Origin of the sequence: Psychrobacillus sp. NPDC096623, assembly GCF_044762655.1 — a bacterium.
Taxonomy (GTDB): Bacteria; Bacillota; Bacilli; order Bacillales_A; family Planococcaceae; genus Psychrobacillus.
In genome coordinates, this window is record NZ_JBIWER010000001.1 from 259,055 (window position 1) to 275,030 (window position 15,976).

Here is a 15,976-nt window from a genome sequence, read left to right on the forward strand (position 1 = left end):
CAGTTTTGTGTAGTTTCGATATAATAATACTCTAAAAGGAGGAATTGATGGATGGGTAAAAAATCAAACGTTGCTTTCGCATTGGCTGCCGCAGCAGGTGCAGCGTGGGCTAGTACTAAAGTACTTTCCAAACCACAAAGTCGAACGCCTAAAAAAGCCTTGAAATATGAGCACCCAATTGTACTAGCTCATCGGGGCGGATCAGCACTGGCACCAGAATGCTCTCCTTCTGCATTCGACCAAGCTGCTAAATTAGGAGTTCATGGTTTTGAAATCGATATAAGACTAACAAAAGATGAAGAGATTATTGTATTTCATGATGAAGAACTTAGCAGAGTTACTAACTATACAGGTAAAGTATCCGATTATACATTAGCAGAATTAAAAGAAGCTGACCTTGGATATCATTTTTTGGATATAGAGGGTGCTCCTTCTTATAGAAATTGCGGAGAACAGATTATAACTTTAGGTGAATTACTCAATGCCTATCCGCAAATGCTTATTAACATGGATATAAAAGATGCACCTCATACATATGAGGGGAGCTTAATGCCTTCTAAATTATGGAGACTATTAGAAGAACATCAAGCATTTGATCGCGTTGTGGTTGCTAGTTTTTACGATGACCAGCTAGATCGTTTTAACTTATACGCACAAAATTCAGTTGCACTCGGTGCAAGTGAAAAGGAAGTAAGAAAAGCATACACGGCATACACTAGCCAATTTAAGCATTTATATCACCCAAAGGCGGACGTGTTTCAAATTCCAGTGCGAGCAAATGTATTCCCTCTGGATAATCCAGGATTCATAAAATTTTTAAATTCTTTAAATATCCCTGTTCACTATTGGACAATTGATGATCCGGAAATGATGAAAAAGCTTATTAATAACGGAGCAAAAGGAATAATTACAGACCGACCTGATTTGGCGATGGAAGTTTTAAAGTTAGATTAGTAACAATTCAGCCGCTATTGATTTTCTTTACAGGTGGACGCGTACCGCGAGGTGAGCGATGAGCCATCACCGTCACTAACGCGTCGATGCGATGTCTCATCTTTCTCACAGCACGAGTTGAAAGCCCCGCAGGAAAGACGCTGGCCGAACTTTGTTTGGCCAATGTCTTTGCGACGAGTAACCGCAGGAGCATATGTTTTCGCAGTGATGAGGAGATTGAAGCCGTACCCACGGAAAGCGTCCGCCTGGAGCGTAAATCAACTTTGTTCCAATGTTACTACTAATTAATGAAATTGACTTTTTATCTTTTGTAAAAAAAAGATGTGTGCAGTTTATGCACACATCCAATCATTTAAAAAACTTTAAGCAGAACAAGAACAAGATCCGCCTGTACCGCATCCACTTCCACAGCTAGAGCTAGCAGAAGCAAAAAATGGATTGCTAACCGGAACTTTGACACCTTCTGAAACAGATTTACCAATTAACAAACTCACTTCGTCCAGTAAGTCCTGCAAGTCGTTCTCAGCAACCTTCAAGTGCGCTACTGCATCTACCATATCCAGTTTTCGTTTAGTAACTCGAATGTCTTTCATAACCTTCGAATAATCTGGATGATATTTCCCGAATCGCTGAACCTCTTCGTATTGCTCCTTCAGCCTAGTGAAGCTATTAACCTCACTTACTAAAGTTGAATCTGTATATACAGCACGATGTGCATCTAAGTATTGGTAAAATTGTTCAGAGGAAAGAATCATAGTACATAATATATCTGATTGGTCCATTATATCGACCCATTCGTTTGTCATAATCATTTGATTAACCTCCAATCCTGTTAATCATACCAGAAAACTAAAAACAAATGCCATACTATTAACTTATTGTTAGGAGAAAATAATGAACAAACTACAAGATTTATTTGAAACAGTGACAAAACAGGCAACAGAACAAGAGCTAAACCTAGTAAATGATTTTCTAAACGCTATTCAACAGAAGCAACAAAACGATGCACCTACATACTTAAATGCGGTATTTCAAATGGACACTCAGTACGAACAAGATCAATGTACTGTCACTATGCCAATAACTCCCATCTCGCACAATAGTTTTAAAATGCCACATGGCGGTATTATCGCAACACTCGCGGACAATGCGATGGGATTTTTAGTAAATAAAGATTTACGCTCAGAAGGAAAAGGCGCTGTTACAACGAATATGACAGTCCATTATGTTAAATCCTCCACAGAAAAAAACTTGATCGCAACTGCTACATATTTACATAAAGGTCGTCAAACAATCGTCATGGAATGTACTGTAACTCAACCAGACGGGAAAAAAATTGCTTATGCTACTGGATCATTCTTTGTTATTAATCCTCCTACTTCTTCAAAGTAGTCATTGACTACATCACGGTCAGAAAAAGGGACAACAAGGTCTTGTAAAATTTGCTCTTGTTCATGTCCCTTACCTGCTATTAACACTGTATCCCCTGCTTTTGCCATCTTTAGTGCATAAATAATAGCCTGTTTTCGATCGGGTTCTATTCTAAATTTCTTCTTATCTAATCCACTTACAATATCTTTTATAATATCTGTTGGTTTCTCATTTCGCGGGTTATCCGAGGTAATGATAGCTTGTGTTGCAAAAGTTGTAGCTACCTTTCCCATCTCATTTCTTTTTTTCTTGTCTCTATTACCCCCACAGCCAAATACAACGTAAATATTATTTTTGGCAAAGGCTTTAATGGTCGAAAGACATGCTTCTAAAGCATCTGGTGTGTGTGCGTAGTCAATTAAAACATTAATCCCATTATTGTTATCCACATGCTGAAATCTTCCGTTTGGTAGTGTGAGTGGTTCTATTTTTTGAATTGGTATGTTCAAAGCACATAAAGAAGCAAGTGCCGCAGCGAGATTCATCCCGTTATAAAATCCACTATTTCTCATTTTCACTTCTACTTCTTCTTTTTTCACTTTAAATTTATAGGTTATCTCTTCCTCTTTGTCGTTTTCCTGTTGAAAAACAACCGTGTTACGTCCATCCAAGCCAAAACTTATAATAGGTAAAAAAGAATTTTGAGCGACTGTTCTACACCATTCATCATCTGCATTTACTACTAGTTTAGTACATAGAGGTACGAGTAATTCTTTAGATTTTTTGTATGGGACCATTCCCCCATGAAACTCAAGATGATCCTTACCAATATTCAAAAACACTCCAATATCGATTGGATAGTTACCTAAGCGATTGTCCAATAACCCCTGCGAAGATGCCTCTAATATGATGAACTCAATGGAATGCTCGTAACAATAATGTACAATTTGTATAAAATCATAAAATGGTAACGTCGTATTATTGCGAAAATTTTGTTCCAACTTTTTCCCGTTGATAAATACTCCTAATGTCCCTATAACACAGACAGACTTCCCTTGCTGTCTGAGTAATTGACCTATAAAAAAAGATACAGTTGTTTTACCATTTGTGCCCGTTATCGCTACTGTTCTTACTTTCCTTCCATACAACTCATAGGTTTTTTTACCGATTCTTTCCTTTAATCGTTCCATATCGGAAGGAATAATAATCTGTGGCACACTACAATCAGCTATGAAAGTATCTGATATCACTGCACTTGCCCCTAAATGTATTGCTTCGTCTATGATGCGCCGATCTTTTCTTTCAGCGATAAATAGATCGCCTTCTTTGATCTGCTTTGAAAAATTTACGATTTTGCTCATCCGACATATTGAAAATTCGCCAATAACTTTATATGTTAAGCCTTTTAAAAGTTCATTTAACGGATAAATAGTAACACACTCCCTACACCATTCTAGTAAAATCGCATACAGTAAAATGAATTCCCTGTATCGTATGAACGGAGTGTTTGAAATGTCACGAATAGAGTGGTTGAGATTATGATTGTTCAAAAATTTGGCGGTATCGCCATGCAAAATCATCAGAACAGACAATTAGTAATGCAACGAATACAACAAGCGATAAATATCCATCAAAAGGTGCTTGTCGTTGTATCCGCAATGGGCAGAAGAGGAAAGCCATATGCAACGGATACATTATTGGATTTGCTTCCATCCACCGAAAATAGCATTGAAACCGATTTGCTCTCTGCTTGTGGAGAGTTGATCTCGAGTTCGGTTCTATCATCAGAACTAAAAGCTAATGGAGTATCTTCTACGCTTTTATACGGAAGAAACGCTGGTATCATTACAAACGATTCTTATGGCAATGCTCTTATCAAAAAAGTAGATCTAAGTTCTATACATTTAGCATTTGAAGATTTCCAATGTATCATCGTACCAGGATTCCAAGGTGTCTCCGAAAGTACAAACAACTTTACTACATTAGGCAGAGGCGGAAGTGATCTTACTGCAGTTGTTTATGGTCATTATTTAAAAGCTGATATGGTTGAATTTTACAAAGACGTACCTGGTATTATGACTTCCAATCCTTTAACTAACAAGGACGCTCAGCTCATACCTTTTATGAACTACGAACAACTTCACGAGAAAATTGATGAGCCGGTCGAAATCATACAAAAAAGAGCAGCCACGTTCGCTGCCCTTCATCAAGTTCCTTTGCATATTCGTTCGTTGTATCAAGATAGTAAGGGTACTTTTGTTTCCATCTAATTATGGAAGAATATCTTTTGTAGTATTTACGGGTATTCGTTCAATAAAGTTTTGCGTATAATAGCTACCGTAGACACCAACTCCAGTATGTGTATAATCCTTTCCTAATAAGATTTCTCGGTGATCTTTAGAACTCAACCAACCATTTACTGCTTCTCCAGCATCAAAATAGAAAGCTGCTGTATTTCCAGCCGCACTAGAAAACTCAATGGATGACTCTTTTAACTGATCACTAAACTTAGATACTTCGAATTTTTCATTAACGACAATATTGTTTCTTGCCATTTCTTCACTATTATCCATCGCAATATGTTGCAATTCATTGTCAGACACTAGTAATCGAAGATTGTTTCGGTAACGAACTACATTTGTTAGTTCAAATATCTGTCTTTCATTTGCACGATCTATTGCAGCTTGGAATAGGGAATCTGGTGTTTTTGTTTCCACCATTATTCCGTGATAGAGAATATCATAAGGTTTATGCAGAAGAATAGTCTTAGGATCCGTAAACCTAACTGCTTGAAGTTGCCGGCTTTCTGAATCTATATAAAGCATAGCAAATAAATTATCGAATTGAACTAATATTCTATTTTCTATGTCATCTTCTGAAAGTGTAAAGGTATACGTATTTGAATCTATCGAAAATGTAATTTCAGATTGAACTATCGTAAATCGATAAATTTCATCTAAGTTCTGTCCAATTTTATAAGGGGCAGTCTCTAAGTTAGCACCCGCAGCAAAGGCTTGTGTTACTTTATCACCTTCCACTCCGAGTAACAAATAAGTGGTAAGGGATTGATTGTATACCCACCACTCATATCCAAATGCTGATGGTTCGGTTCGGTTAGGTTTACCCAACATTTCAATAGCATCTTGGGTCGAACCTCCAATTAATGTGGAGATTCCACTTTTTGGGCGTGTAAATACCGTTTCTATCTCCACTACTTCAGGAGAAGTATCTGGTATCACCTGTCCTCTATTGTTTGACCCCGTAATTAGTTCATTTTCCTGTACAGGATTATCGAAATATATAAATATTACTAGTACGATAGCTATAGCAATTACAATTCTAATTAAATTATTCATCATAACTATTTCTCCTTACCCCTCCACCATTACTTTTAGTATACCAAGGTTAACTAGAAAGACACAATGTTACCATTGCAACATTATCAAATTTGAATTAATATTAATAGGAACAGATTCTATTTGGAATATGAACGTGAAGGAGGACAATTCAATGTATTTCGAAAACACTGGTATAGAAAACACTGTCATAGATCTTAATATATTAGATGATCTTATGAAAAAGCAAGGTTTAATCCGTGCAGGTCAATGGGATTATGAACGCGTAACTTATGATAAAAAGTATGTGATAAAAGAAGGTACATTTTATCTTCGAGTATTTGGTTTTACAAAAGATGGTGATGTAGGTGCACATGATGCAAATATTACACTATTAAAACCTGTTATAGGGAAACACTATTATCCACATGGTGTAGAATATGGCGAAAATGAAGTATTCCCAAAACATCTGTTGAAATCATGTGAACAAACATTAACTGCTTTAAAAGCGGATCTAGCTGCTTTTGAAGTCCACGCTTAATAGATATATACCTAAACGCAAGAGTTTCATTCTCTTGCGTTTTTTCTGTTCAAAAATTGCCAACTTGTCTATACTGATTGTAAGGGTCAAGAAAGGAGAGTACAATGGTCTTAAATTTTTTAAAAAAGGAATACATAAAATATATTGTTCTAGCTGTTATGCTCTTATTATTAGCTATATTCATACTTCCTGTATCTATTCCCATTATACTCGCTTTAATAACAGCTATCATTATGGAACCTGTCGTAAAATTCACTCAGAAAACGTTTAAATGGAAACGTAAACCTGCAGTAATAACTAATTTTGTTCTTTTTATTAGTGTCATTTCTGGTCTATTGTATTTAGTTATTACAAAACTTTTTAGTCAACTCATTTATGCCTCACAGACCATTCCTTCTAATATTAATAACTGGACTGGGTTATGGATTGATATGCAAAACAGTTTATTTAAATATACGGAAGGGCTACCAAAAGAAGTAGTCGAATCCATTCAAAATAAATTTGATGCGACATTAGAAAGTATGAGAGACGCCCTTTTAGATATACTTAGCTACAGTAATATTTCTGCGTTGTTAACGAATATACCGAATTTTTTAGTTAGTTTTATAGTATTTATAATTGCTCTTTTTTTATTTATGTTAGATTTACAAAATTTACAAGTTAAATTTTTTCATTATCTATCGGATAATACAGCAAGTAAAGTGCGATTTATTTTCGCTAGTGTAAAAAAAGTGGCTATCGGTTTTATGAAAGCGCAAATTATTGCAAGTTTCATCATTTTAGGAGCTGCATTCATCGGACTTTTATTTATTCTTACACCAAAATATGCTCTCATTATGGCACTAGTTATATGGATTATCGATATTATTCCTATACTGGGTTCTATTGCAGTTTTAGCACCGTGGGCGATTTATCATTATTTAACCGGTGATATGGTATTAGGTACGAAGTTAACTATATTAGCAGTTATTTTGTTAATAATTCGAAGAGCTGTAGAGCCTAAGTTGATGGGCTCGCAAATGGGGATATCTCCTCTAGCAATCTTAATAGCCATGTTTATCGGTGCAAAGCTTTTCGGGTTCATCGGGTTTATGTTAGGTCCACTTGTAGTTATTATTTTTATAACTGCTAAAGAATCCGGAATGCTAAAACTTAATTTTAAAATTTAAAGATACATAAAAGCCAACACTCATCGGAATAAGCTCCGCATGAGTATTGGCTTTTCTTTAACCACCTATTATTGCCTTAATAACAGAGGTGGTTTCTCCCCCAGTATACAATACATAGAGTAATAAGTAGACAGCAACACCGGTTATTGCGACAAAAAACCATATAACACTTGTAATGGGTCCAATTTTACGATGCTTTTGAATATTATTTTTGTAGCCTAAATATAGCGTTACTAGACCAAAAACTGCACCAGTCGTTGCCAAAGTAATATGGAATATTAAAAAGATTGTATAGTAAATTTTTATGTCATCAGGTCCACCGAACGCTGTATTCCCAATGAAAATAGTACGCGATGCATAGATGATGAAAAATATTAAGGCCGAAATGGCGGCTGCAGTCATCATTTTTTTGTGAGCTTCAATTTTCTTTTGTTTTATGAGTGCCCATCCAATTGCAACAAGCACAGCACTTAATACGATAAAAAATGTACTTATGGTTGGTAAAACAGGTAAATTCATCAATCATTCTCCTCGAAAAACTTTATTGAGTTTATAGATTAGCTTGTACTTTTAAATCATCAAGAGCTTTTTGTGTAATTTCATCTGCATTGTCCTGTTCATTTTTGTACCATTTGAAGAAAATAGACATTAAAAATACCGCATAAATTATTTCCTGTACAATTTTCATCAGTATTCCACCTAATTGTTGATCTGCTAGAGGTGTCATATTAGAAAATAATTCAGGTCCACTTAAGGATAGTCCCGCTAAAGTACTTGATGGTACACATAGTTCCATCGCTTTTAGCCATACATCTGAATTTGTGTACGTTTCATACAGAGGCGTTCCAGTGAAGATTATCAGTGCACATGCTGGAGTTATTAAAACCGCACTGCCAATTATAAAGCCAATCTTTTTTAATCCGTGTAAACGTCCAGAAACTCCATCTATTTCTACGATAGACCACCACATGAAAATCGCCGATAAGAATAAAATAAACGTGTACGTACCATGTAATCCTTCATCCAATTTGATAAAATCGAAAAGCAATGGAATATGATAAATGGAAAACAATCCTGAAAAGACAATTAATGAAAGTAATGGTTTTGTTACTATAGGAAAAACCTTACGAACTGCTGGCAACTCTATTATAACTTTCCACACCCACCAAGGTATCCCTTTCATAAGTAAAGGAGGAACTAATAGTAGTAACAATGCCATCTGTACCATATGGAATGAAAACATAATATGCGCCATTAAATCGACAGGGGAACCTTTGACAATATATAAAAGAACAATACCCAATAGAAAATAAGCAACCTCGCTCTTCTTCAGTGGCTCTGATACTTTAAAGTCATTTCTCCATTTGACTGTTATTAAAAAATATAAAATTGTTAAAAATACTAAAACTCCAATCATTACTGGGCTCCATAAAGCTTGGAATCCAAATATACTGATAGGCATAAGTATCACCGCTCCTTTTAGGTAACTTATTCTATTATATAGGTCAATCCCCGTAACTTCAATGAACGAACTATGACATTTGAGAATTTACCAAACTAAAGAAAAGCCAGATAAAAAAGCGCCCTGTCCTTGAACCAAAACTTAGATATGCCGTTGATTGTAGCGCAGGTTGGACGCTTTCCGAGGGGACGGCTCGAGGCTGTATTCTCTCCCACGTGCTGTCCCACTAGAGTCGCCGACCTGCGCTACAATTAACAATAATAGCTTTATAAATGAAAGTTGCATAAATAAGCTGTTTTTCTCTATCCTCATTGTATAAATAAAATTTTGCTTTCTTCTATTAACATTGGATAGCACTTCGATTAGCTATATCAAATTTTTTAGTGTAGTACTACACATTAATTGATTAGGGTCGAAGGTGGCGACTTTGGTGTCGGCCACCAGAATGTGAGTTATGCAATCATTGCACAGCACGAACCGTCCTTAAATTACCTTTCCTAAGAGAGGACGCGCTTTCAGCCTTTGTTCCCCACTTGTAATGAAAATGAGTATTTTTTATACTTTTTTTAGTCCCATGAACCCGGTGTTCTCAGGACTTTTTTATATACTGTCTGATTCCTTTAAAAAAGCCGAGACAAAGTGTTTACTTTGTCTCGGCTCTAAGTTATTTATCCCCACCAAACAATTGTAAGGAAAGTTAAAACGAAAGTGAAGGCTAGCATAGTAGCGCTGTACAAGAAAAATGCAGCGACCTGATGATTCTCTTCACTCATATGCATGAAATAGTAAAGCTGTAATACTACTTGAATTGCAGCAAGTAATAAAATTACTGGAACGATTAAATATACAGAAAATCCAGCAGCTACAGATGTAAATGCGATTAAAGTTAAGAAAATCATAATCGCAAAAGATGTAACTTGATTACGCATATCTTTTTTACGTTTTTGCTTAATATATTCAAATTCTGTTTGCGATCTCACATAAACTTGAGCGTCGTGTGACATATTAACCAACAACTCCCATCAAGTATACTACTGTAAAGATGAATACCCATACAACATCAATGAAATGCCAGTATAGAGAAGCAGTATAGTATTTTGGTGCATTATACAAACTAAAGCCACGTTTTGCATTGCGGAGTATTAATAGAATAATCCATACTAAACCAACTACAACGTGCAGCCCATGAGTACCTACAAGTGTAAAGAACGAAGATGAGAATGCACTTTGTCCGTAAGTAAAGCCTAAATGTACGTAATGATTGAACTCATAAATTTCTAAACCTAGGAAAGCAAGACCTAAAAGAACTGTGATAGCTAACCAAGTTTGCATGCCTCTGAAATTATGGTTTTTCATATGATACATTGCGTACACACTTGTTAGAGATGAAGTTAAAAGTATCATCGTCATAACAAATACTAAAGGCAATTCAAAAAGAGTATTAGTGGAGAATTCCATACCGCTTGGCCCTTTGTTTTTAAGTGCTAAATACGTTGCAAACAAACTTGCAAACAATACTGTTTCTCCACCTAGGAATAACCAAAAACCTAAAAATTTGTTTTTACCTTCTAAAGTAACTTGCTCAGGATGATCTGGCCAAGTTTGTGGGGTGTACTTTTTATTAAAGTCCATAATTATTTACCCCCTTCATCATTCATTAAATCTTCTTTGTGAATGTGGAATCCATGGTCGTCTTTAATAGAACGAACAGCCATAGCACCAAATGTAATTGCTAAACCTAATACTAATACTGGGATTGCCCAATCTTTTTCACCATTATAAAGTGCTCCAAAGGCACCGATAAACAAACCAATTGTCATAACGATTGGAATAATAGAACCGTTTGGCATATGAATATCAGAAAGTGGTTCTGCATATGTCATACCTTCTTTGTTACCTTCCATTTTTTCAATCCAGAAAGTATCTAACCCACGAACTAGTGGAGTTTGTTTAAAATTATAAAACGGAACTGGTTGTGGAATAGCCCACTCTAATGTACGTCCATCTTCCCACGGGTCATTACCAACTGGTACGTTTTTAACAACTGTAATGATGATGTTAACTACAAGAATGATAACACCTACTGCCATGAAAGCAGCTCCAATAGAACTGATTAAGTTGAATAAATCCCAGCCTTGATTTGCTCCAAAAGTAAATACGCGACGAGGCATTCCCATTAATCCTAAGAAATGTTGAATAAAGAAAGTTAAATGGAAACCGATAAAGAAGAACCAGAAAGTCCATTTACCAAGTTTTTCGCTTAACATTTGATTGAACATTAAAGGCCAATATAAATGTACCCCGGCTAAAATTGCAAGCACTACCCCTCCAACGATTACGTAGTGGAAATGGGCAACGATAAAGTATGAATCATGTAATTGGTAGTCAAGCGGTGCTGCTGCTTGCATAATACCAGTAACCCCACCTGCTACGAAGGAAGGAATGAAAGCTAACGCATACAGCATTGGAGTCGTAACTTTAATGCTACCTCCCCAAATTGTAAGCAGCCAGTTAAAAATTTTCATACCTGTTGGAACAGCGATTGCCATAGTAGCAACTGCGAAAATTGCATTTGCTGTAGGGCCTAAACCAACTGTGAACATATGGTGAGCCCATACCATGAATCCTAAGAAACCGATTAATACAGTAGCAAATACCATAGATGAGTAACCAAATAAACGCTTACGTGCAAATAAAGCAAATATTTCTGAGAATATACCAAAAGCAGGTAATATTAAAATATATACTTCAGGATGCCCGAAAATCCAGAATAAATGCTCCCAAATAATTGTATTACCACCCATCGTATGATCAAAGAAATTAGCCCCGAACATACGGTCTAGGATTAAGAAGAAGAGCCCAACAGTAAGTGGTGGGAATGCAAATAAAATCAATGCACTAGCTACAAATGTAGTCCAAGTGAATAATGGCATACGCATGTATGTCATCCCTGGAGCGCGCATGTTAATAATTGTTACAAGGAAGTTAATACCTCCGATGTAAGTACCTGCACCGGCTATTTGAAGTCCTAGTGCATAAAAGTCAATTCCATGACCAGGCGAAGCTAACGATAATGATGCATAAGAAGTCCATCCAGCGTCAGGTGCTCCACCCATAAACCAAGATAGGTTAAGGAAAATTCCACCAAATAAAAATAACCAGAAACCAAGCGAATTTAAGAATGGGAACGCTACGTCACGTGCACCAATTTGAAGTGGCATAACGGCATTCATAAATCCAAATAATATCGGCATGGCCGCAAGGAAAATCATCGTTGTTCCGTGCATTGTAATAATTTCATTGAAAAGACCAGCACTAACAAAATCGTTATCGGGCTTTGCTAGTTGTATACGAATAAGCATTGCCTCTATACCGCCGATTACGAAAAACAAACCACCGGCAGCGAGGTACATGACTGCGATTTTTTTATGGTCTACTGTTGTTAAATAGTCCCATAAAGTGGAGCCGAAGCCTTTTTTCTTTGCGATAGAACTCACAACTTTAACCTCCCTCATATTTTATCTGTGAAACTTATTTTTCTACAGATAGTCCCATTAGATATGCTGCAAGAGCATCTAATTGTTCTTCACTAAATTCTTTGCCTTTATTAATTGTTTTTGGCTGAGGCATTAAATTGCCTGGTTTGTATGCTTGAGGATTACTAATCCATTTTTTTAAGCTTTCTTCATCATGTGACATAAATCCAGCAACACGATTACGGTCTCCAAATGATGCTAAGTTTGGTCCGACTCCGCCAGCAGTACCTGCTCCAGAAATTGCGTGACAAGTTATACAGCTAGTGTTGAAGATTTCTTCTCCTTGAGTTGCAAGTTCACCATCTGCTACATGCTCAGTAGTTTTCATTGATTCAACCCAAGTATTAAAGTCTTCTCTTTCTAATGTTTTAACTTTGAAATCCATTAGTGCATGTGACGGACCACATAATTCCGCACATTTACCATAGAACACACCTTGTTCTAAACCAGCAGAAGTATCATCAAATTCTAAATAGAATTGGTTAACGTTTTCTACGTTTGTATCCATTTTACCGCCGGCTGTAGGTATCCAGAATGAGTGTTTTACATCAGCAGCTTTTAAGTTAAAAAATACTTTTTCATCAGTAGGTACTACTAATTCTTGAGCAGTTACAACTCCAAGATCTGGGTACTCAAATTCCCACCAATAAAGTTTTGCTGTAACATTAACTGTTACATTTGTTTTGTTTCCATCTTCATCGACTTGATCCATCGCTGCTACATCAGCATGTTTATAAGTATAGTAAACAGTTGGAATAGCAAGAATGATTAACAGTAATATTGGAATAACTGTCCATATTATCTCAAGCGTATGACTTCCTTCTACTTGTTTAGGAATAACATCTTCCCCAACTTTTTTGCGACGGAATTTCACTAAAGCAATAACATAAATAATTACTACTACAATAATAACTAAAGCCATAATAGCAGAAGATAGTAATAACAAATTAAATTGATCTCTTCCGACTTGTCCTGCAGGTGTAAGCGTTGATAAATATTCTTCGCCACAACCCGATAAGAAAATCGTTAGAGCTGCTAACAGTGAAAAAAGTCGCCATTTTTTAAGCCCTCTCATCATAGCTAAATCAAACCCCTCTTTCATAGTTGTTTTCATGTTTCTTTGGACTGTGGTTCTTTTTATATGAATTCTTGTTGACTAAAGAAAGAATTCCAGCAATTAGGTGAAAATAGAAAAAACAATAATAGCAACGAACAATATCGTCATATAGTTTAAGGAATAGATAAACATACCTGTTGCCCATTTGATATCATCTTTCACACGGAAACCCTTAATGGAAAAGTATAACCACCCAAGATTTAGTGCAGTTGCCAATACAACAAATATTACTCCTAACTCCATTAATAAAAATGGTAACGGGAATAATAATAGAATCCATAAAAGTATAGACACTTTTGTACGTTTAAAACCTTTTACTACAGGTAGCATTGGAATATTTGCTGCACGGTATTCTTCCGTACGTTTCATCGCGAGCGCATAGAAATGAGGAGGTTGCCATGCAAACATAATTAAGAATAAAGCTAGTGCTCCAAATCCTAAACTAGGTTCAACAGCTGCCCAACCAATCACTGGCGGGATTGCACCGGAGATACTACCAACTATAGTATTACTCACATGTTTTCGTTTAGACCACATCGAGTATAACACAACGTAACTAACGATTCCCGCTAGTCCCCATACTCCTGCTGATGTAGAAGCCATAAATAATAATATTTCGCCTACAATCAATAGTGTAAAAGAAGTTATTAGCACGGCTGATGGACTAAACCGTCCTGTAACTGTAGGTCTTCCTTTCTTGCTCTTCATGACAGGATCTATATCACGATCGATAAAGTTATTCATAGCAGCAGAACCCGCGATTATCATTCCGGATCCGATTAGCGTAAAAAAGAGAATATCTAACTCTCGAAGAAAGTTTCGATCTGTAAATTGAAATGCTAGCCACATACCAGTAAATGTTGTAAATAAGTTAGAGTTAACTATACCTATCTTAATGAGCGAAAGAAAATCCTGAAAAAATGAAGTGTTTACACGTTCATCTTCAGACTCATTAGTAGCGGTTATTAAATGACCATTTGACATGCTGCCCCTCCTTTCAAAGTTGTAAGCATATTCCGCTATCTTTTACTATAACGAAAATCTCTCGTAAATTCTACAGTTAAAGATAATTTTCGCATAAATTAAAATCAAGATACACTTTTATAAGCTTAGAACATATCAATAATAATGCATTTTCGTGTCCTGTTTGTGAATGTTCGGGTACGAATTTATGAACAATTTGTGAAAAATTATAACCACTCATATTAGTTTTGAGGTTATACATTGTATTTTTCTTCATGATTCGATATCATCAAAAAGCAGATACCGTCTTTTAAGACGAGCAAGATACATAAAGTAGGTGGCGTATTGCACATTCATAAAAATTTAAAATGGTTAGCTGTTGCATCTACAGTTGGTATGCTGCTCATTCTTTTAGGAGGAGCATTAGTTACTAAAACCGATAGTGGTATGGGCTGCGGTAGACACTGGCCTGGCTGTAACGGACAACTTATTCCCGATGTAATAACACCTGAAGTATTAATCGAATTCTCTCATCGATTAGTTACAGGGTCTGTTGGTATATTAATCGTTGCGTTAGCTGTTTGGGCATGGAAAGCACTTGGACATGTTCGAGAAACAAAATTCTTATCGGCTATGGCGGTATTTTTCTTAGTAGCTCAAGCATTAATAGGAGCAGCTCAGGTAAAATGGGGACAGGGCGATTTTATATTGGCTCTTCATTTTGGAATCTCATTAATTTCATTTGCTTCCGTTTTATTACTAACCTTATTAGTTTTCGAGATTGATCGAAAATTCGATACAGATAAAATCAGAATCGGAAAAAAGTTAAAGTTTCATACAATTGGTGTAACACTATATTCTTATATCGTTATTTACACCGGCGCATTAGTTAGACATACAGAATCTAGTCTTATATGTAACGACTGGCCGTTATGTAATAATGAACAGTTTGCTCTTCCTTCCAATCTATATGAGTGGGTACAAATGGGACACCGGACTGCCGCAGGCTTAATATTTATATGGATTTTAATAATAGCAATTCATGTAATACGGAATTATAAAAATCAACGGGCAATTTACTGGGGATGGATAATTTCTTTAATATTGGTTTCCTGCCAAGTAATTACCGGGATGTTAGTCGTGCTGACGAAACTTAACCTTTACTTAGCCTTACTTCATTCATTATTTATTTCCTTATTATTCGGTCTGTTATGCTATATGATTCTACTATTATCAAGAAGTAAAATGAATAACTGAACGTGAGAAAAATCGAGCAAAAAGATACCAGATACTTTATTGACAAAACCTGTTTCTATCGTTTTGCTAAAATAATTACCGAGTAAATTTTTAGGGATGCTGGTTGGTTGTGACATCCGTCACAACCAACCAGCATCCCTTTTTTTCAGTAATCTTATGGCATTAGTCCCGCAGATGACTGCCTGTTAATGCCCGAATGGTTCAATCAACAATTAGTGGGTAAGAAACCCCACTGATTGAAGTTTCACTTTATCTATTCGTCCCACTCGCA

Annotated in this window: 16 protein-coding genes; 6 read left to right on the forward strand and 10 right to left on the reverse strand. The window is 36.1% G+C overall.

Annotated features, from left to right (window positions below; genetic code table 11):
- The first annotated feature begins 51 nt into the window (after positions 1-51).
- Entirely contained in the window at positions 52-954 is a 903-nt protein-coding gene (locus ACIQX2_RS01310; RefSeq protein WP_402846136.1) for a glycerophosphodiester phosphodiesterase family protein, read from the forward strand.
- A 362-nt stretch (positions 955-1,316) separates the two neighbouring features.
- Here ACIQX2_RS01310 and ACIQX2_RS01315 read toward each other — a convergent pair whose 3' ends face one another.
- A complete protein-coding gene (locus tag ACIQX2_RS01315; protein WP_402846138.1) occupies positions 1,317-1,766 on the reverse strand; it encodes a YlbF/YmcA family competence regulator in 450 nt (149 codons plus the stop codon).
- Positions 1,767-1,848: 82 nt separating this feature from the next.
- Here ACIQX2_RS01315 and ACIQX2_RS01320 point away from each other — a divergent pair, with 82 nt between their 5' ends.
- Positions 1,849-2,346, forward strand: a complete 498-nt coding sequence (locus ACIQX2_RS01320) for a PaaI family thioesterase (RefSeq protein ID WP_402846140.1) — start codon at positions 1,849-1,851, stop codon at positions 2,344-2,346.
- On the opposite strand, the gene ACIQX2_RS01325 is transcribed toward ACIQX2_RS01320, so the two are convergent.
- The gene (locus tag ACIQX2_RS01325) at positions 2,295-3,686 is read right to left on the reverse strand and encodes a UDP-N-acetylmuramoyl-L-alanyl-D-glutamate--2,6-diaminopimelate ligase (protein ID WP_402846142.1); all 1,392 of its coding nucleotides are present in this window, start codon (positions 3,684-3,686) and stop codon (positions 2,295-2,297) included. The two genes, ACIQX2_RS01320 and ACIQX2_RS01325, sit on opposite strands and share 52 nt — an antisense overlap.
- 177 nt (positions 3,687-3,863) lie before the next feature.
- On the opposite strand from ACIQX2_RS01325, the gene ACIQX2_RS01330 reads away from it, so the two are divergent.
- Positions 3,864-4,595, forward strand: a complete 732-nt coding sequence (locus ACIQX2_RS01330) for an amino acid kinase family protein (RefSeq protein ID WP_402846144.1) — start codon at positions 3,864-3,866, stop codon at positions 4,593-4,595.
- Here the strand turns inward: ACIQX2_RS01330 and ACIQX2_RS01335 are convergent, their stop codons facing one another.
- The gene (locus ACIQX2_RS01335) at positions 4,596-5,684 is read right to left on the reverse strand and encodes a CAP domain-containing protein (RefSeq protein WP_402846146.1); all 1,089 of its coding nucleotides are present in this window, start codon (positions 5,682-5,684) and stop codon (positions 4,596-4,598) included.
- Between the two features lie 151 nt (positions 5,685-5,835).
- Between ACIQX2_RS01335 and ACIQX2_RS01340 the strand changes: the two genes are divergently transcribed.
- A complete protein-coding gene (locus tag ACIQX2_RS01340; protein ID WP_402846148.1) occupies positions 5,836-6,201 on the forward strand; it encodes a YugN family protein in 366 nt (121 codons plus the stop codon).
- Between the two features lie 104 nt (positions 6,202-6,305).
- Positions 6,306-7,370: a sporulation integral membrane protein YtvI gene (gene ytvI / locus ACIQX2_RS01345; RefSeq protein WP_402846150.1), complete on the forward strand. Its 1,065-nt coding sequence runs from the start codon at positions 6,306-6,308 to the stop codon at positions 7,368-7,370.
- Between the two features lie 57 nt (positions 7,371-7,427).
- On the opposite strand, the gene ACIQX2_RS01350 is transcribed toward ytvI, so the two are convergent.
- The 7 genes from ACIQX2_RS01350 to cyoE all read right to left on the reverse strand — a co-directional run bounded on the left by ACIQX2_RS01350 (position 7,428) and on the right by cyoE (position 14,469).
- The gene (locus tag ACIQX2_RS01350; RefSeq protein WP_093059875.1) at positions 7,428-7,889 is read right to left on the reverse strand and encodes a DUF420 domain-containing protein; all 462 of its coding nucleotides are present in this window, start codon (positions 7,887-7,889) and stop codon (positions 7,428-7,430) included.
- Between the two features lie 31 nt (positions 7,890-7,920).
- Positions 7,921-8,832, reverse strand: coding sequence for a cytochrome c oxidase assembly factor CtaG (gene ctaG, locus ACIQX2_RS01355; protein WP_402846153.1), 912 nt, complete (start codon positions 8,830-8,832; stop codon positions 7,921-7,923).
- A gap of 668 nt (positions 8,833-9,500) precedes the next feature.
- A complete protein-coding gene (locus ACIQX2_RS01360) occupies positions 9,501-9,836 on the reverse strand; it encodes a cytochrome C oxidase subunit IV family protein (RefSeq protein WP_402846155.1) in 336 nt (111 codons plus the stop codon).
- 1 nt (position 9,837) lies between these two features.
- Complete coding sequence (locus ACIQX2_RS01365; RefSeq protein ID WP_402846157.1) at positions 9,838-10,464, reverse strand: cytochrome (ubi)quinol oxidase subunit III; 627 nt, start codon at positions 10,462-10,464, stop codon at positions 9,838-9,840.
- A gap of 2 nt (positions 10,465-10,466) precedes the next feature.
- Positions 10,467-12,329: a cytochrome c oxidase subunit I gene (locus tag ACIQX2_RS01370; RefSeq protein ID WP_402846160.1), complete on the reverse strand. Its 1,863-nt coding sequence runs from the start codon at positions 12,327-12,329 to the stop codon at positions 10,467-10,469.
- Between the two features lie 34 nt (positions 12,330-12,363).
- On the reverse strand, positions 12,364-13,446 hold the full coding sequence (coxB, locus tag ACIQX2_RS01375; RefSeq protein ID WP_402846162.1) for a cytochrome c oxidase subunit II: 1,083 nt from the start codon (positions 13,444-13,446) through the stop codon (positions 12,364-12,366).
- Positions 13,447-13,545: 99 nt separating this feature from the next.
- Positions 13,546-14,469, reverse strand: a complete 924-nt coding sequence (gene cyoE / locus ACIQX2_RS01380) for a heme o synthase (RefSeq protein WP_402846164.1) — start codon at positions 14,467-14,469, stop codon at positions 13,546-13,548.
- Positions 14,470-14,793: 324 nt separating this feature from the next.
- Here cyoE and ACIQX2_RS01385 point away from each other — a divergent pair, with 324 nt between their 5' ends.
- Positions 14,794-15,705, forward strand: coding sequence for a COX15/CtaA family protein (locus ACIQX2_RS01385; RefSeq protein ID WP_402846167.1), 912 nt, complete (start codon positions 14,794-14,796; stop codon positions 15,703-15,705).
- Positions 15,706-15,976: the final 271 nt, after the last annotated feature.